14 protein-coding genes are annotated in these 17263 nt (G+C 71.3%); 3 read left to right on the plus strand and 11 right to left on the minus strand.

The genetic code is table 11. The annotated features are described in order from the left end of the window. Positions 1-8 precede the first annotated feature (8 nt). The 4 genes from FM112_RS12145 to FM112_RS12160 form a co-directional block, all read right to left on the minus strand. Positions 9-344, minus strand: coding sequence for a cupin domain-containing protein (locus FM112_RS12145; protein WP_087007916.1), 336 nt, complete (start codon positions 342-344; stop codon positions 9-11). 9 nt (positions 345-353) lie between these two features. Next, positions 354-1814: an APC family permease gene (locus FM112_RS12150; RefSeq protein ID WP_087007919.1), complete on the minus strand. Its 1461-nt coding sequence runs from the start codon at positions 1812-1814 to the stop codon at positions 354-356. Further along, on the minus strand, positions 1811-3127 hold the full coding sequence (locus FM112_RS12155; RefSeq protein ID WP_087007921.1) for an NAD(P)/FAD-dependent oxidoreductase: 1317 nt from the start codon (positions 3125-3127) through the stop codon (positions 1811-1813). The genes FM112_RS12150 and FM112_RS12155 overlap by 4 nt, the downstream gene beginning before the upstream one ends. Positions 3128-3254: 127 nt before the next feature. Continuing rightward, positions 3255-4055: a MoaF C-terminal domain-containing protein gene (locus FM112_RS12160; protein ID WP_140400677.1), complete on the minus strand. Its 801-nt coding sequence runs from the start codon at positions 4053-4055 to the stop codon at positions 3255-3257. Between the two features lie 170 nt (positions 4056-4225). On the opposite strand from FM112_RS12160, the gene FM112_RS12165 reads away from it, so the two are divergent. After that, positions 4226-4795, plus strand: a complete 570-nt coding sequence (locus tag FM112_RS12165; RefSeq protein WP_254910481.1) for a TetR/AcrR family transcriptional regulator — start codon at positions 4226-4228, stop codon at positions 4793-4795. A 93-nt stretch (positions 4796-4888) separates the two neighbouring features. On the opposite strand, the gene FM112_RS12170 is transcribed toward FM112_RS12165, so the two are convergent. The 6 genes from FM112_RS12170 to FM112_RS12195 form a co-directional block, all read right to left on the minus strand. Then, positions 4889-5269 (minus strand): metal-sensitive transcriptional regulator, encoded by a 381-nt coding sequence (locus FM112_RS12170; RefSeq protein WP_303394036.1) that lies wholly within the window; start codon positions 5267-5269, stop codon positions 4889-4891. Beyond that, a complete protein-coding gene (locus tag FM112_RS12175; protein WP_254910482.1) occupies positions 5269-6846 on the minus strand; it encodes a methyltransferase in 1578 nt (525 codons plus the stop codon). The genes FM112_RS12170 and FM112_RS12175 overlap by 1 nt, the downstream gene beginning before the upstream one ends. A gap of 257 nt (positions 6847-7103) precedes the next feature. After that, positions 7104-8477: an NAD-dependent succinate-semialdehyde dehydrogenase gene (locus FM112_RS12180; protein ID WP_087007928.1), complete on the minus strand. Its 1374-nt coding sequence runs from the start codon at positions 8475-8477 to the stop codon at positions 7104-7106. A 28-nt stretch (positions 8478-8505) separates the two neighbouring features. Beyond that, positions 8506-9741, minus strand: coding sequence for a M20 family metallo-hydrolase (locus tag FM112_RS12185; protein WP_087007930.1), 1236 nt, complete (start codon positions 9739-9741; stop codon positions 8506-8508). Positions 9742-9776: 35 nt separating this feature from the next. Next, the gene (locus tag FM112_RS12190; protein ID WP_087007932.1) at positions 9777-11429 is read right to left on the minus strand and encodes an amidohydrolase; all 1653 of its coding nucleotides are present in this window, start codon (positions 11427-11429) and stop codon (positions 9777-9779) included. A gap of 10 nt (positions 11430-11439) precedes the next feature. After that, complete coding sequence (locus tag FM112_RS12195; RefSeq protein ID WP_087007934.1) at positions 11440-13074, minus strand: thiamine pyrophosphate-dependent enzyme; 1635 nt, start codon at positions 13072-13074, stop codon at positions 11440-11442. A 168-nt stretch (positions 13075-13242) separates the two neighbouring features. On the opposite strand from FM112_RS12195, the gene FM112_RS12200 reads away from it, so the two are divergent. Continuing rightward, a complete protein-coding gene (locus tag FM112_RS12200) occupies positions 13243-14424 on the plus strand; it encodes a CdaR family transcriptional regulator (protein ID WP_087007936.1) in 1182 nt (393 codons plus the stop codon). 75 nt (positions 14425-14499) lie between these two features. On the opposite strand, the gene FM112_RS12205 is transcribed toward FM112_RS12200, so the two are convergent. Continuing rightward, a complete protein-coding gene (locus FM112_RS12205) occupies positions 14500-15450 on the minus strand; it encodes a C-terminal binding protein (RefSeq protein ID WP_087007938.1) in 951 nt (316 codons plus the stop codon). Positions 15451-15732: 282 nt separating this feature from the next. On the opposite strand from FM112_RS12205, the gene FM112_RS12210 reads away from it, so the two are divergent. Then, positions 15733-17022 (plus strand): MFS transporter, encoded by a 1290-nt coding sequence (locus FM112_RS12210; protein WP_254910483.1) that lies wholly within the window; start codon positions 15733-15735, stop codon positions 17020-17022. Positions 17023-17263 lie beyond the last annotated feature (241 nt).

A 17263-nucleotide genomic window follows, 5' to 3' on the forward strand; every position in this document is an offset into this window, starting at 1 on the left:
AGCCGGGCTCAGCTGTACACGAAGAACTCGACGACGGGCTCGAGCACGGTCCACCGGGCGCGGGCGCCGTCGTTGAACGAGGCGCTGGATCCCGCCGTGAGCGTGAACGCCTCGCCGCCCTCCGGCTCGATGCGGATCGCTCCTTCGAGGATCAGCACGGTCTCGTCGCCGTGGGACACGAGGTCGAACGGCTCGGGCGCCTGGTCGGGCGTGACTTTCCAGAATCCGCAGCTCAGGCCCTCGCGGCCTCCGTCGCCCGGGCGGCGGATCCACTGCACCGTGCCGAGCTCGAACGGCTCGTGCTTCGCGTCGTCCCTCGAGCCGTGCGTGATGTATCCGGTCATGATCGTTCCTTACTGCTTCGTGATGGACTCGGACGAGTCCTGGACATGGATGGGATGGGTGTCGAAATCGATCCGACGGGATCGACGAGCGGCGATCGCCCCGAGCGCCGCGGCGATCGGCAGGCCGAGCAGCAGCCATTTGGCCGTTTCGCCGCCGCCGAGCAGCAGGGCGTCGTAGTTGGCGATCGAGAAGATGAGCATGACGACCACGAGCACCAGTGCGATCGCGGGGGCGACGATGGTCGCGAGCAGCCCGTCGCGATGCGTGCGCATCCGTCGCGCGAAGAACACCAGCACCGAGATCGAGGCGACCGCCATGATGAGGATGAAGCCGACCGTGCCGAGCGCCACGGACCAGGCGTAGACGTGCACCATGGGATCGGCGCCCAGCGCGAAGAACACGGCGATCAGGGCGGCGACGATGACGCCGTTGGCGAGCGCCGCGCGAGCGGGCGCCTGCCGCCTGGTCACCGCGGAGAGCGCGGTCGGCAGGATGCGCGCCCGGGCCAGGGCGAAGGCGTACCGCGCGAACATGTTCGACATGCCGAGCAGCATGGCGATGAAGCTCGTCACGACCATCACTTGCATCGCGAGGTCGAGCCAGGGGCCCACGTGCTCGGCGGCCAGTGCGAACATGATCCCCGACAGGTCGTCGGCCGCAGCCTGCTGCACCGCGTCCGGCCCGACCGCCATGCTGACGGCCCAGGTCGCGATCCCGTAGAACAGGGCGATGAATCCGATGACGAAGTACAGCGCCAGCGGGATGGTCCGACGCGGGTTCCTCGCCTCCTCGGCGAATACCGTGGTCGCCTCGAAGGTCGTGAAGCACGTCGCCACGAAGAGGATCGCGACCCCCATGCCCGGCTGCGCGAAGACCGTCGGGCTGAAGCTCTCGAACGACGGCGACTCCACGCCCCCGACGAGGATCCCGCCGACGAGCACCAGGACGATGAGCACCTCGAGCGAGAGGATGACGCCGAGGACGCGCAGGCTCATATCGACGCCGCGCATGGCGAGCACCGTAGTCGCCGCGATGAAGACGAGCGCCCAGGCCCAGACCGGGATGTCGACGCCCAGGTACGTCGCGGCGAGCTGATTCGCGAAGACGCCGAACTGCGCCCAGAATCCCACCTGCAGGGCGATATAGGTGAGGATCACGATCCCCGCCGTCGCCCCCGCCGACCGAGCGCCCAGACCGCGCTCGATATAGGCGACGAATCCTGCGGCGCTGTTCACATGCCGGCTCATCCGCAGATAGCCGACGGCGAATATCGCGACGACCGCCGCGACCAGCAGGTAGACGAGCGGGACTCCGGGGCCGATCAGCGAGAAGATGACGGGCCCCGCGCCCACGAACGCCGCCATCGGCGCCGCGGCCGCGAGTACGAAGAAGGCCACGCCGATCGGACCGAGGCTGCCCGCCTTGAGCCGGCCCGCATCCGCCGCGGCCCTATCCTCCGCGGCGCTCATGAGCGCGCCGTTTCGTTCAGGATTCGACGCGACTGCTGGGTCGCGCTCTCGATCGCGCCGTCGATGAAGCCTCCCCAGCCGAGCGCGTAATCCGCGCCGGCGAACCGCAGCCGCTCCGTCCCCTCCACGAAGGCCGGGAAGGATTCGGCGAAGTGGCCGGCGGCATGCATCGGCCAGGTCTCCCCCGCGAACTCGTCCGCGACCCAGTCATGGGCCGTCACCGCCTCCACCTCGGCGTCGGGAAGGATCCGCCGTACGGCGGCGGCGACATCGTCGGGGTCCGTCGCGTCCAGCGCCGCGGCGTCGGACCCGAATCCGATGACGACGATCCCGTCCTCGACCGGGTACTCCCCCTGCAGGAAGTTGAGCGGCCAGTCGGCCTCCCCGAGCGCCATGAACGGCTCGGACTCGCCCCTGATCTTGAACCAGACCTTCGTACCGAGGCCGACCTGGCCGCGCTCGATCGCCGCGGTCATCGGCTCGCCGAGCTCCGGGGAGAACCGGATGCCGCCCAGCACCTGCAACGGCGCGGTCACGAGCACCCGATCGGCTCGATGGGTTCCCGCATCGGTGCGGACGGACGCGCCCCGCTCGGTCGTGTCGATGCCGCGCACCCGCTCGCCGAAGCGGAACTCGGCGCCGCGCCCGACGGCATCCGCGTAGAGCGCGTCGGCGAGCGCCTTCGTGCCGCCGGCGATCTTGTACGTCGCGCAGGCCTCCCACATCACGGCCCAGTCGCCGTTCGTCGCGGCGAGCCAGCGCAACGCCTGCGTATACGCCGCCCGATCGGTCCTGCCGTTGAAGTTGAGCGTCCAGAACGTGCGCAAGAGCTCGCGCTGCGCGGGCGGCAGGTCGAGCTCCGCGATGCGGTCGTCCACCGTGAGGGCGTCGAGCTCCCTCGCCTCCGGGTTCGCGAACGGCTCGAACGCGCGCGGAAAATACCGACGCGTGTCGGCGGCGAATGCCGAGCACCCGGGATCCATCGCCCGGATCAGCGCGTCGAGATCGCCCTCGCGGCGTTCGCCGTCCTCGAACCAGATCGCGCGATCGAAGTCGGGGCTCTTGACCGTGCCGATGCCGTAATGGTTGAGCTCGCGCCACACGTAGGGCTGCGTCCAGTGCACCCACGTGCCGCCGAGCTCCAGCCCCAGGCCGAGCCGCTCCTCGTACCAGGTCCGCCCGCCGATCCGTTCGCGCCCCTCGACCACCAGGACGCGCTGTCCGCCGTCGGCGAGATCCCGCGCGGCCGTGAGCCCCGCGAATCCCGCGCCGACGATCACGGTGTCGAACTGTTCTTCCGTTGGTTCCTTCATTGGCTCTCTCCGTTGAGATCACGCCCGGCCTTCCCGAGCATTCCGATACGAATCGCCCTGACCAAAATTGAGCGATTGCTGAGTTTTATGCGGACAACAACCCGTTGCCCCGACGAGCCCGATGCCCCTACCGCTCCGGGTATCGGGTGTCGCCGAGGATCGTGAACTCGCTGTCGAACGGGATGTGCACCGCGTCGAGCGTGGGACCGTCCCAGCAGAACATGCGACCGACCGAACGTCCGGCCGCCAGATCGATCGCGACGATCGACTCGACCGGCATCACCGTTTCACTCCAATGCAGCAGGACCAGGTCGTCGGCGATCCGCCACACCCGCACCGGATCGGCATCGGCGAGCCCCGCCTCCGCACCGCGGATGCAGTGCCATACGAACGTCCCCCTGTTGAGATAGATGTGCTCGTAGTGCTCCGTCGGGCTGTAGCGGTAGTAGATCCGCTTGCCGACGAGCTCGTCCGTGCGCTCCCAGGGCTCGGCCGTCTCCGCCGCGGCGATTCGCCCCGACCGCGCACCCGTCCGCATCCGAACCGCGCCGTCGCGATCCGCGAACGCGGATTCGGCCTCGAAGACACGGTTTCCGTCGAAGTCCACGATGAGCGTGAAATCGACCGCCCGCACCGCCTCGCCCACGCGGAAGTCGACGAAGAAGATCCCGGGGCGCAGTGCTACCGCTCGATACGGCACGGCCCCGGCCGCATCATCCGATGCCGGTTCGCGTCGCACTTCACCCGCCCCGAATGCATAGCACACCACGTCGCCCTCGTACTCGATCTCGAGAGCCCTCCCCTCGAGCCTCGAGCTCGCAGCCAGGCTCGGCTCGCCGAACCCGGACAGCATCGCGGTCACATCCGGCCATTCCTCGACGGGCACGTACTCCTGCTCCGCCGGCGCTGGTGTCGATGGCTGATCCACCACAGCGCACCCCTCTCCACATCGAGACGTCAACGGCGCCGCGCCTCGCAACGATGCTGGAGCGACACCAAACTAAGCACTTGCTCAGTTCATGATCGACAGTAAGCACTCGTCGAGCCGGTGTCAAGAGCGATTGCGCGACCCGGCGAGACGGAACCTAGGATCGTCGTGTGAAGGACAGCACGAAGCGCCGCGACTACGGGACCGGCAAGGAAGCCCTGCTGCGCGCGACGGTGCACGTCGTGGCGGCCAAGGGACTGCGCGGCATGACGTTTCGCGCCGTGGCAGAAGAAGCCGGCGTGAACAATACGCTGATCGCCCACCATTTCGGCACCCGGGATAAATTGCTTGCCGCGGCACTCGAATGGAGCGGCCGGCAGTCGATCGCTGCGGCGGATCTCAGCGAATATGCAAGCGACAGCGATTCGTACATCCAGGCGCTGCTCGAGAACATCCTCACCACCCGGAGCTCCGAGATCTTCCAATACGAGATGATCCTCGAAGCCACTCGGCGGCCGGAGCTCCAACCCGCCGTCCAGGCGCTGTACCGCCGATACGTCGCCGCGCTCGTCCCAGGCCTCGCCCCGGCCGGACTCGTCACCGACAGCAGCCTCGGCCGCGCCGTGTTCGCCGCCCTCGACGGGCTGATGCTGCAGTACCTCAGTGCGGCGATCACCGCCGAGGAGCTGATCGACGCGCTTCGCTCGCTCCGAGCCGTGCTTCCGTCCGGGCCGAGATAATGCCGGCAGCCGCCTCGGCCGCGCACCCGGTGCGCGACAAGGGCGGCAGGCGGCTCAACGCCGGGCGGCTCCGCCGAAACCGGGGCTCGGCCGCTACTTCAGCATCCGACGCACGACGTCGGTGACCTCCTGGATCTTCGTGGCCGACACCTCGCTGTCGCCCGCCGCGGCCGCATCGGCCACGCAGTGGCCCAGGTGATCCTCGAGCAGGATGAGCGCCACCCGGTCCAGCGCGGCCTTCGCCGCGGAGATCTGCGTGATGACGTCGATGCAGTACGCGTCCTCGTCCACCATCCGCTCGAGGCCGCGCACCTGGCCCTCGATGCGCCGCAGCCGGTTCTTCAACGGCTGCACGTGCTCGCGATAGCCGTGCTGGTGGCAGGCCGCGCCCTCGGCCGAGCCGTCCTCGGGCTCGAGCGGCACGGGCTCGGCCCGGTCCTGCGGGGGCATCGGGAAATCGGGTTGCATCGTCATCACATCCACCTCGGAATAAGCACGCCGAACGACACGAGGTCGCGCACATCGCGCATCACGCTCGCGATGAGCGCCTCCTGCTCGACCTCGAGCAGCGCGGAGAGCGCCGCGATGATCTGCCGGCCGGTGAGTTCACCATCGCACACCGAGACGAAGGAGGCGAGCTCCGTGGTCTCGGGGAAGGTGCGGCGGAACCCGCCGCCCTGCCGCAGCAGCATCGCCTTGGGGTCGGGATCGCCGGGGATCGTCCAGCGCTCGTCGGTCACGTCGGGCGCCACCACGAAGGTCTCGTCGGCGAGGTCCTCGTCCGAGCGCTCGCGCAGCCAGTCGTCCGCGGTGAAGGCGTCGCGGATGCGCGCCCCGAGCGGCTGCTCGAGGTGGTGCTCGAGCAGCTCGAAGCGCCGCACCGGCTGCGCGCCCTCGGGCGCGCGGTGCAGGAAGAGCGTCCCCATGCCGACCGAGTCGACGCCCCGGCCCTCGAAATCGCGCAGGTACCGGCCGAACTGCTCGCGCCAGGACTCGAGCTCGCGGTTCTCCGCCGCGTCCTTGAGCCACATGTCCGCGTACTCGATGGGCGTCGCGCGCTCGCGCTGCACCACCCACAGGTCCGTGTCCGCCCCGGGCCAGGACTCGATCCGCGAGTGCCAGGTGTCGTCCCGCTCGTGGATCTCCCAGTTGCCGAGCATCACGGCGATGCCGTCCTCGGCGAGATGCGCGCCGAGCCCGCGCAGCAGCGCCTCGACGAGCTCGTCGCTCGGCCGCCCGCCGTCGCGATACGTGTACTGCTCGCTCGCGCCCTCGCCGTCGCGGCGCGGGGTGATCACGAACGGCGGATTCGAGACCACGAGGTCGAACCGCTCGCCCTCGACCGGCTCGAGCAGGTCGCCGATGCGCAGCGAGACGCGCTCCTCGGGATGCTCCGGGTCGACGCCGAGCGCCTCGGCGTTGAGCAGCAGGTTGAAGCGGGCGAAGGCGACGGCCCGCTCCGAGATGTCGGTGGCGACCACGTGCCCCACGTGGCGGAGCAGGTGCATGGTCTGCACGCCCATCCCCACGCCGAGGTCGAGCGCCCGCGCGGCCTCGTCGCGCGGCGTCAGCTGCGCCAGGTTCGTCGTCGCCGGGCCGATGCCCACGACGTGATCGCGGCGCAGCGGCCGGTCCGTCGGCACCTGCAGGCCGCCGAGATCGCTCGCGACCCACAGGTCGATCGTGCCGGACTCCTCCGCGATCGCGTAGGGGCGGATATCCACGCGGGCGCGGACCTCCCCGTCCCGGCTGCGCGGCTCCAGCAGGCCCGCCGCGATCTGCTCGTCGACCTCGGGCACGAGCGCCGCATCCACCGGCTCCGCGAGCAGGTAGACCCGGACGAGCGCCGCGAGCGGGCCGCTCTCGATCCGGTCGAGCACGAATTGCGCGGGCGCGAACAGGTCGCGGTGCAGCGCCTCGGCGGCCTCGGCCCCGAGCAGCCGCTCGACCCCGTCCACCGTGTAATCGGCGTCGGCGAGCGCGGCGCGGATGCGGCCGAGCCGCCGGGCGTCGGAGGAGTCGGGGGCGTCGTTCGGGTCGTCGAAAATCACGGCTCCATTCTCTCGCACGCGGGCCGCCTCGGGGAGGTTTCCGACGGAGGACGTCCTCGCGCGGGCCCGCATGCGACAGATACGTCGCAGTTCGCGGTTATGCACGGTGCATAACCGCAGACTGCGACGCATCTGCGCCAACGCCGTACCGGGCACAGCGCCAACCGCCGTGCAAGCACAGTGCCAACGCTGCGCCGGCGCAGGGCCGGCGCAGGGCCGGCGCGGGGCCGGACGCATCCGCGCGAGCGGACGCCCCGCTACCGGTCCTTCCAGCGGAGGAGCTTGAGGTTCGCGAACTCGAGGATGCCGAGCGGCCCGAGCTCGCGGCCGATGCCCGAGTTCTTGACCCCGCCGAAGGGGAGGTCGGGCTCGGAGGCGCCGTTCGTGTTGATGTAGACCATGCCGGCCTCGAGGCGGTCGGCCACGCGCTCCGCCTGCTCGGGATCGCTCGAGATCACCACCGAGCCGAGGCCGAAGGGCGTGTCGTTCGCCAGCCGCACCGCCTCGTCCTCGCCGGCCACCCGGTAGATCGAGGACACGGGCCCGAAGGCCTCCTCCCGGTACAGCCGCATCTCGGGCGTGATGCCCGCGAGCACCACGGGCGACATCCACGCCCCGGGGCGGTCCTCCGCGCCGCCCTCGACGAGGACCTCGGCGCCCTTGCCCACCGCGTCGTCGACGAGCGCGACGAGGTCGCCGACCGCGGCCTCCGAGGCGAGCGGGCCGACGGCGGTCCTCTCGTCCATCGGGTCGCCCATCGCGGCCTTCCGCACCCGCTCGGCGTAGCGCTCGACGAAGGCGTCGTAGAGCTCGTCGACCACGATGATGCGCTTGGCCGCGTTGCAGGCCTGGCCGACGTTCCCCATCCGCTGGATGAAGGCGATCTTCACGGCGCGGTCGAGGTCATCCGTGGAGAGCACGATGAGCGGGTCGGAGCCGCCGAGCTCGAGCACGCACTTCTTGAGGTGTCGGCCCGCCTGCTCCCCCACCACGCGTCCCGCGCGCTCGGAGCCCGTGAGCGAGACGCCCTGCACGCGCGGGTCGGCGATGATCGTCGACACCTGCTCGTTGCTCGCGAAGAGGTTGGCGTACGCGCCCGCGGGCAGCCCCGCCTCCGCGAACAGCTCGGCGATGGCGCGCGCCGAGCCCGGCGTGCTCGGGGCGTGCTTGAGCAGGATGGTGTTGCCCAGCAGCAGGTTCGGGGCCGCGAATCGGGCCACCTGGTAGAAGGGGTAGTTCCACGGCATGATGCCGAGGAGCGCGCCCACCGGGGCGGTGCGCACCACGGCGCGCCCGCCCGAGGCGACGTCGAGCGGCCGGTCCGCGAGCAGCGCGGCCGCGTTGTCAGCGTAGTACCGGTAGATGGCCGCCGAGATCGAGATCTCGCCCTCGGCCTCGCGCACGGGCTTGCCCATCTCGCGCGTGATGATCTCGGCGAGCTCGCGCCGGCGCGATTCGTACAGCTCGGCCGTGCGGCGCACCGCGGCGATGCGCTCCTCGAGCGGGGTGCGGCGCCATTCGCCGTAGGCGGCGTGGGCCGCGCCGATCGCCTCGGCCACCTCGGCGTCGGTCGCGGGCTCGAAGGTCTCGAGCACCTCGGCAGTCGCGGGGTTGGTGATTGCGTAGGTCATCCTCGTCCTTTCGTGCGGGTCGGCCGGGTCACTCGGCGTACGCGTATTCGCCCCGCACGACGCGGCGGAGCACCTCGGTGAGCAGGTCGACCCCGGCGGTCATGTCCTCGTCGCGCGTGAGCTCCCGCTCGTTGTGCGAGATGCCCTCCACGCTGGGGACGAACAGCATGATCGTAGGGACGACGTCCTTCATGTTCGTCGAGTCGTGGCCGGCGACGGTGCGCACGACCCGGCTGCTCAGCCCGAGCGACTCCGCGGCGGCCCGGGCGAGCTCCACGCCGCGCCCGTCGTACTCCTGCGCGGTCCAGGAGTGCTCGGCCCCGCGCTCGATCTCGACGCGCGCCCGGTCGGCGGCCTCGCGGATGCGCTCCTCGAACGCGGCGACCGCGGCCTCGAGCCGCTCGGCGCCGGTGGCCCGGATGTCGACGAGCATCCGCACCTCGCTCGCGACGACCACGGGGGAGTTCGGGTAGACGTATAGCTCGCCGCAGGAGGTGACGACGGTACCGGACTCGTCGGTGAAGCGGTCCGCGACGTCGCGGGCCGAGCTGATGAGCAGCGCGGCGCCGAGCATCGCGTCCCGGCGGTCGGCGATCATGGTCGAGCCGGTGTGCGCCTGCTCGCCCTTGACCGTGAACTCGTACTTGTGCGCGCCCCACGTGGACTCCACGAGGCCGATCTGCGCGCCCGAGTCCTCGAGCGAGCGCCCCTGCTCGACGTGGATCTCCACGTAGGCGGCCACCTCGAGTGCGAAGTCGCCGATGGTGCCGATGCCCTCGAGCGCCTCGCGCACCGAGACGCCGTCGGGGTCGGTGGTCTCGAGCACGGCCTCGGCGGCCAGCTTGCCGGTGAACACCGAGCTGCCCATCATCGAGGGCTTGAACCGCGAGCCCTCCTCGTTGAACCAGTTGATCACCGCGATGTTGTACTTGGCTCCCTCGAGCCCGGCGAGGCGGGCGGCGGCGTGCGCCCCCGCGAGCACGCCGTAGGCCCCGTCGAAGCGGCCGGCGGTCGGCTGCGAGTCGAGGTGGGAGCCCACGGCCACCCACGGCGCGCCGGGCGCGAGCTCGAGCAGGGCGAACTGGTTGCCCACCTCGTCGTAGCGGACCTCGAAGCCGTGCGACTCGACCACCCCGCGGAACCAGTGGCGGTTCTGCCCGTCGGCGACCGTCGCCGCCTGCCGGTCGACGCCGCCGCCCGCGGTCGCGCCGATCTCGCTCATCGAGCGGAAGTGCTCGAGAAATGCCTGTCCGTCCAAAGTCATGTGTCCGTCCTCAGTATCCGTGTGTCCGCGCGCGATCAGCCGCGCGCGTCGTAAGTCGCGTCGCCGCCCATGAAGGTCGCCTCGATGCGGAGCTCGCCGAGATGCTCCGCCTTGAGCGGCGACCGGTCGAGCACGACGAAGTCGGCCAGCTTGCCCGGCGAGAGGGTGCCCCGGTCGGCGAGCTGGCCGGTGGCCCGGGCGCCCCACTCGGTGTAGAGGCGCAGCGCCTCCTCGCGGGTGAAGCCCTCGCCCTCGCCGATCACGCTGCCGTCGTCCGCGATCCGCTCGACCGCGGCCTGCATGGCGTCGCGGACGTTGTTGTCCACGACCGGGCTGTCGCTCGAGCCGGCGACGACGACGCCGGCCTCCGCGAGCCGCTTCCCCCGGTAGAGCAGCGCGCGGCGCCCCTCGCCGACCCGCTCCACCATCCGCGAGCCGAAGGTGCGGATGAATCCGTGCTGCGGGGTCACGGCGATGCGGAGCCGCGCGGCCCGCTCGATCTGGTCGGGGCGGGCGATGCCGAAGTGCTCGACGCGGTTCGGCGCGTGCTCGCCCGCGACCGGCGTCGGCATGCCGTACGCCTCCTGGCACTCCTCGATGAGGTCGAGCGCGAGGTCGATCGCGGCGTCGCCGATCGCGTGCACGGCGATGCGCCATCCCGCGCGGTAGACGGCGCGGACCTGCTCGCGCAGCTCCTCGGGCGAGGCCTGCAGGTAGCCGAGGTTGTGCTCGTGCCCGCAGAAGGATTCGGTGACGGCCGCGGTGGCGCCCAGCAGCGAGCCGTCGGTGAACACCTTGACGGGGCCGAGCGAGAGCCGGGCGTCGCCGAATCCGGTCCGGACGCCCAGCGTGAAGCCCGCGCCGCTCCCCTCCCCCGCGAAGTCCTCCGCGTTGCCGGAGATCGGCTGCACCGCGTCGATCGCGGGCATGAGCTGGGCCCGCGCGTGCAGCCGCCCCTGCTCCTTCGCGGCCTGGTAGGCGGCGATCTCGACGGGCGAGTGCCCGATCCAGCCGCCGCCGACGCCCGCCTCCGCGAAGCTCGTGATGCCCTGCTCCGCGTACTTCGCGGTGGCGGTGTCGAGCGCGGCGACGATCCGCTCCTGCGAGTACGGCACGAGGAGCGCCTGCAGCAGCGACTGCGCGGTCTCCTCGACGAGGCCCGTGTACCGGCCGGCGGCGTCCCTGACGAGCGCGCCGCCCTCCGGATCGCGGTAGTCCTCCGCGAACGCCCCGATGCGGCGCAGCGTGGCCGTGTTCGTGAGCGCCGAGTGGCCGGACTCGTTGCGGATGTACATGGGCCGCGAGCCGGTGATCTCGTCCACCGTCGCGAGATCGGGGATCGCGCCGCCGTGATGGCGCTCGTTGAAGCCGATGCCGTAGACCCACTCGTCCTCGTCGAGCTTCGCGACCTCCGCGCGCAGCACGTCGTAGAACTCCTCGAGCCCGCGCGCCGCGGCGACCGGGGCGCCGTTGAGCCCCAGCCCCCACCAGGTGGTGTGGCAGTGGGCGTCGATGAAGCCGGGCACGATCGTGCGGCCCGGGAAGGATTCGGTGCTGCGCGCCTCGAGGCCGTCGACGTGCTCGTCGAAGCCGACGATGCGGCCGCCGAGCACGCCCATGCGCCGGGCCTCCGGACGCTCGGGGTCCAGGGTGAGGATGCGGTCGGCGGTGATGAGCAGGTCGAGCATGACCGCCTCCCTAGTAGCCGGCGCCGCTGGGCGACGGGGTGGCCGGGTCGATCACGAGGTGGAGCAGCGCCGGGCCGTCGAACTCGAGCAGCTCGGCGATCGTCTCGGCGATGCGCTCGTTCGAGTCGAGCCGGGCGCCGCGACCGCCGAAGGTCTCGACCCAGGCGGCGAAGTCGGGGTTCACGAGACCCGTGCCGGACGGCCGGCCCGGGTACCAGCGCTCCTGGTGCTCGACGATCGTGGCGAACTTCGCGTTGTCCACGACCACGAACAGGGCGCGACCTCCCTGCGCGACCAGCGTCGCGACCTCCTGGCCGTTCATGAAGAAGTCGCCGTCGCCGCAGATGGCCACCGCGCGGCGGTCGGGGAAGACGAGCGCGCCGGCCACGGCGGCGGGCACGGCCATGCCCATCGCGCCGTTGCGGGAGGCGACGAGGCTGTTGGGCCGGTTGTGGGTGAGCTGCCGGTGGCCCCAGATCGTGGCGTTGCCGGCGCCGTAGGTGACGACGCGGTCCTCGCCGAGCCGACGCTCGAGCTCGTCGAACACGAGCTCGAGGTCCACCCCCGTGCGCACCGGCTCGTGCTCCGAGACCGCCGCGAACCGCTCCTGGCTCGCGCGCAGCGCCTCGACGCGGTCGGCGCTGCGGGCGCCGCGGAGATCGCCGAGTCCCTCGAGCGCCTCGACGAGGTTCGCCGGGGTCGAGGCGATGTGCTGGTCCACACGGCCCGAGTGCTGCAGCAGCTGCGCGTCCGTGGAGACGAGCACGGTCTCGGCCCGCAGCCCGGCCGTGTAGCCCTCGCTCATGACGTCGCCGCGCACGGCGCCGACGCCGATGAACAGGTCGGCCTCCTCGAGCGCCGCCACGATGCTGTCGCGGCGGCCGTATCCGGGCCAGCCGATGTAGGCGGGGTGGTCGTTCGGCACCGCGTCGTAGTTGCGCCAGTCGGCGGCCACGGGGATGCGCTGCTCGAGCGCCCAGTCGGCCAGGCGCCGGCCGGCGCCGCCGAAGAACGCGTCGCCCCCGGCGAGCAGGAAGGGCCGCTCCGCGGCGAGGATGCGGCGCCGCAGGCCCTCGAGGTCGGCGCTGCTCGGCGCCGGGGCCGCCACGGCCCGCGGCGCGGGGGCGGGCGCCTCGCTGAGCTCGCGCAGCAGGTCCTCGGGCAGCCCCACCACGACGGGGCCGGGGCGGCCCGAGACCGCGATGTGCATCGCCTCGGCGACGATCTCGCCCGCCTGGTCGGCGGCCTCCACCGTGAGCACCCGCTTGGCCGTCGAGCCGAACCAGCTGTCGATGCTGAACTCCTGGAAGGACTCCCGGCGGCGGTCGTCCACGGGCACGAGCCCGACGAAGCACACGAGCGGCGTGGCGTCCTGGTAGGCGCAGTGCGCGGCGATGAAGAAGTTCGCGGCGCCGGGCCCGCGGGTCACCATCGCGATGCCTGGGCGGCCCGTGAGGCGGCCCTCCGCGAGCGCCATGAAGCCGGCGCCGCCCTCCTGGCGGCACACCACGTTCTCGATCGCCGAGTCGTACAGCCCGTCGAGCACGTCGAGGAAGCTCTCGCCGGGCACCGAGTACACCCGCGGCACGCCGTGCGCGGCGAGCGTCTCGACGATGAGGTGGCCGACCGAACGGGACTGGGGCATGGTGTCTTCCTCTCAACACGGCTTGGGGATCCCGGATGCGGGATCGGCCGGCTCCGGCGCCGGCACACTGCCACCTTGCCAGTTGAGTTTGCACAATGCACGGGGCATACGCCCCCGAAAATCGCTACGGTATTGGGTATCTGCACATCCTGATGCCGGAGGTCCGCCGTGCCCGATCTGCCCGACCCATCCGAGTCCGCCGCGGGGGCCGCGCTGTCGAGCCGGCCGCTGGACGGCGACCGCGAGCGCTGGCTCGCGCTGCTCGACCTCCTCGACCTCGAGCGCCTGCGCGACGACTTCCTCCGCCGGCTCGACGACGTCGAGGAGTACCGCGACGGCAAGGTCGAGCGCCGGGCGCTCGCCGAGGCCGCGGAGTCCTCCTTCCGCGGCCTCATCGGCCGGATGCGCGAGGACACGGCGGAGGCCCTGGAGTCGGCCGCCTTCGCCCTCGGCACCTCGCGCGCCCGCGCCGGGGTCTCGCGGGAGGCGCTCATGACGGCGATCCGGCTCGACTACCTCGTGCTGTGGAACGCACTCGTCTCGGTCGCGAGCGCCGACGACGCGCCGCTGCTGCTGCGGCACGCCGACTACGTGTGGCAGATCGTGGACGAGTACGCGCGCCGGGCCCAGGACGGCTATCTCGTCGAGCGCGAGATGCTCACCGACGAGCGACAGCTCACGCAGCGCGCGCTCATCTCCGAGCTCGTCGACGCCAGCCGGCCGAACCGCGAGCGCACGGTCGAGATCGCCGAGGCGCTCGGGATGCCGATGGACGCCCGCTACGTGATCCTCGCGGCGGAGGGCAAGGAGGCGACCACCCTGCGCCGCCTGCTGACCGGCAACAAGCGGGTCGGCGGGTCGGTGATCTCGTTCTACCGCGGCGGCACGCTGCTCGTGCTCACCACCGCGGCGACCTGGTACTCGCGACCCGCCCTGCAGGCGATCCGCGAGGGCACCTTCGGCGGGGCGGTGGCCGTGGACGGCTTCGCCGAGGTGTGGTCCGGCGCGCGCCTCGCGACGGAACTGGCGGGCCTGCCGCCCCGCGACGAGGTCAAGCGCCGGCGGTTCGACGACTGGCCGCGGCTCGTCCGCAAGTCCCTCTCCGACACGCATCTCGACCTCATCCTGAGCATCGAGGCGGGGCTGGCGGAGTGCACCCCGGCGGAGCGCGAGGCCCTCGAGCAGTCGATCCGCGCCTACCTCGACACCGGCAGCGTCCACGCGGCGGCCGCGCGCATGTTCTGCCACCGCAACACGATGACGAACCGGATGCGCCGGTTCACCGAGCTCACGGGCATCGACGTGACGGTGCCGGTCGCGGCCGCGCGCGTGGTGCTCGCCTGGGCGTAGGCCCGCGCGAGCGGCCGCGCCTCTATTTGGGCTTCTGCACAATTCCGACGGCAGGAGGGCGCGGCCCGCGGGCGCTCAGTTGACGAGCGTGTGCGGCCGCTCGCCCGCGAGCACGAGGCACACGTTCTCGGCGGGGATCAGGAAGTACTTGCGCACCGTGGTCGCGCTGCGGAACGCGGCGTGCGGCGTCACCATGGCCCGCGGATGCCGCACGAGCCGGTTGCCGGGCAGCGCAGGCTCGGTCTCGAGCACGTCGAGGAAGGCGCCGCGGACGCGGCCGGCGTCGAGCGCATCCGCGAGCGCGTCCTCGTCGATGAGCTCGCCGCGCGCGACGTTCGCCACGTAGGCGCCCTCGGGGAGCTTCGCGAGGTTCTCCCTGCCGAGGAAGCCGCGCGTCTGCTCGGTGAGCAGCGAGTGCAGGCTGAGCACGTCCGACTGCGCGAGCAGCGCGTCTGTGGAGTCGACGCGCTCGACGCCCTCCTGCCACGCGTCCTCCGGGACGAAGGGGTCGTAGGCGATCACGCGGCCGAAGAACGGCCGGGCGCGCTCGGCCACGGCGCGCGCGATGCGGCCGAAGCTGAACAGGCCGAGGGCGAGCTCGCTCACCCGCGGCGGCATGGGGAGCGCGGAGTAGTCCCAGCCGCCGGCCTCCACCTGCTCGGCGGAGGGGCGCAGCTCGCGCAGCATGCCGAGGATGCCCGCGACCGCGTGCGTGGAGACCTCCTCCGTGGCCTCGGGCGGCATGTTGCAGACGTCGATGCCGCGGCTGCGGGCGGCCTCGATGTCGATCTTGTTGTAGCCCACCGCGGCGGTCGCGATCACCCGGAGGTTCGGGAGCGCGGCCAGCGTCTCGGCGCTGAGCTCGATGAAGCTCGCGATGATCGCGTCGCACTCGGGCGTCCGCTCGACGATCCGCGCGGGATCGAGGGTGTCGAGCAGCACGACCTCGTGGCCCTGCCCCTCGAGATAGGCGACCGCCTCGGTCGGGTCGAGGGTTCCCCAATCGGTGATCGTGATCGCTGCCATACCGGCTCCTTCGCATTCGGCTGTCGGGTGGGATCCGCCGTTCGAGCCTCGCACAGCCTCCGGTGTGCATGTGCACACGGTTGCTCGAAAGGTGCGCGACAGTTGCCTAGTGCCTCGTGCCCGCCGAGCTGGGAGCCTCGATTACGGACATGCGCGACAGCTTGCGCAACGCGGAGCTCGACGACGAGCAGACTGAAGAAGGAGGCCGAACTCGATATGAGCTCGAAGCCACACGAGAATCCTCAGCCGAAAGGCTCTCAGGCGGACCTCGAAACCGCCACGGTGAATCAGATCACGCCTCGCGATGCGAAGCGCGCCGCCTACGGCGCCCTCGTCGGCAACGTGCTGGAGTGGTACGACTACTTCCTGTTCAACACCGCCGCCGCGCTGGTGTTCAACGTGCAGTACTTCGTGAGCGAGAACGCCGCGACCGCGTCGATGGCGGCGTTCGCCACCCTCGCGGTCGGCTTCCTCGTGCGGCCGCTCGGCGGCCTGTTCTTCGGCTGGCTGGGCGACAAGGTGGGCCGCAAGGCCGTCCTCATGATCACCGTCGTCGGCATCGGCGCGGCCACCGGCATCATCGGCGTCCTGCCCAACTACGCCTCGATCGGCATCTGGGCGCCGATCTTCCTCGTGGTGCTGCGCCTGTTCCAGGGCGTGTTCATCGGCGGCGAGTGGTCGGGCGCGATGACCCTCGCGGTCGAGAACGCGCCGCTGAAGATGCGCGCCCGCATGGCCGCGCTGCCGCAGCTCGGCTCGCCCATCGCGACGATCCTCTCCTCGGGCGGGTTCTTCCTGCTCGCCCTCTACCTCAGCACCGACAACTTCGACTCCTGGGGCTGGCGCATCCCGTTCCTCGCCGCCATCCCGCTGCTGCTCGTCGCGCTGTGGCTGCGGGCCAAGCTCAGCGAGTCGCCGGTGTTCACCGAGCTCAAGGAGAGCGGGGAGCAGGAGAAGGCGCCCCTCTCCGCGGTCTTCAAGACCTCGTGGCGCCAGCTGCTCATCGGCATCGGCGCGGCCCTGCTCGGCACCGCCGGGTTCTACATCGTCACCACCTTCGTCATGAACTACGGCACCCGCGTGCTCGGCATCGACCGCGACATGATCCTCATGGCCACGCTGATCGGCGCGGTCTTCCAGCTCGCCTCGGTGCTCCACGCCGGACGGCTCGCCTCGCGGTTCGGCGCCTCGCGCGTCATCATCTGGGCCGGCATCGCGACCGCCGTGGCCGCGTTCCCCTGCTTCCTGCTCATCCAGACCACGAGCATCCCGCTGGTGACGATCGGTGTCGTCATCGGCGTCTCGCTGCTCACCTACTCCTTCGCCGCCGCGGGGCCGATCCTCACGGGCCTCTTCCCCGCCTCGGTGCGGCTCTCGGGCGTCTCGGTCACCTACAACGGCACCCAGGTGATCGCGGGGCTCACCCCGCTCATCGCCACGGCGCTCGTGACGGCCTCGGGCGACGCCTGGTGGCCCGCCGCGGTCATGCTGATCCTGTTCGCCCTGATCAGCGTGCTCGGCGCCGTGCTGGCCCCGAAGCGGAGCCAGCAGTACGAGGGCTACACCCACTGATCCCGAGCCCGGCTCGACCGAGGCGTCGCGGCCTGCGGCGATGACCCGTGCATCGCCGCAGGCCGCGACGCGTCTATGGCCGGGCCGGGACCCTGTGGCGGGCGCGGCGCCGCAGATGCGTCGCAGTTCGCGGTTCTAGGCCGTGCATAACCGCGAACTGCGACGCATCTGCGAGGGGCGAACCGGTCGTCAGGGGCTCAGGGCCGGGTGGTCCCAGCATCCGGTCCCGGGCGGCAGTCGG

It is taken from the genome of Gulosibacter sp. 10, from assembly GCF_900163695.1.
Classification (GTDB): Bacteria; Actinomycetota; Actinomycetes; order Actinomycetales; family Microbacteriaceae; genus Gulosibacter.

Bases quoted from the DNA above. Each gene is read 5' to 3' on its own strand.
- FM112_RS12170 (WP_303394036.1), bottom strand. From the start codon at position 5,269: ATGACGATGCAACCCGATTTCCCGATGCCCCCGCAGGACCGGGCCGAG.
- FM112_RS12145 (WP_087007916.1), bottom strand. From the start codon at position 344: ATGACCGGATACATCACGCACGGCTCGAGGGACGACGCGAAGCACGAG.
- FM112_RS12195 (WP_087007934.1), bottom strand. From the start codon at position 13,074: ATGCCCCAGTCCCGTTCGGTCGGCCACCTCATCGTCGAGACGCTCGCC.
- FM112_RS12190 (WP_087007932.1), bottom strand. From the start codon at position 11,429: ATGCTCGACCTGCTCATCACCGCCGACCGCATCCTCACCCTGGACCCC.
- FM112_RS12180 (WP_087007928.1), bottom strand. From the start codon at position 8,477: ATGACCTACGCAATCACCAACCCCGCGACTGCCGAGGTGCTCGAGACC.
- FM112_RS12155 (WP_087007921.1), bottom strand. From the start codon at position 3,127: ATGAAGGAACCAACGGAAGAACAGTTCGACACCGTGATCGTCGGCGCG.
- FM112_RS12150 (WP_087007919.1), bottom strand. From the start codon at position 1,814: ATGAGCGCCGCGGAGGATAGGGCCGCGGCGGATGCGGGCCGGCTCAAG.
- FM112_RS12185 (WP_087007930.1), bottom strand. From the start codon at position 9,741: ATGACTTTGGACGGACAGGCATTTCTCGAGCACTTCCGCTCGATGAGC.
- FM112_RS12205 (WP_087007938.1), bottom strand. From the start codon at position 15,450: ATGGCAGCGATCACGATCACCGATTGGGGAACCCTCGACCCGACCGAG.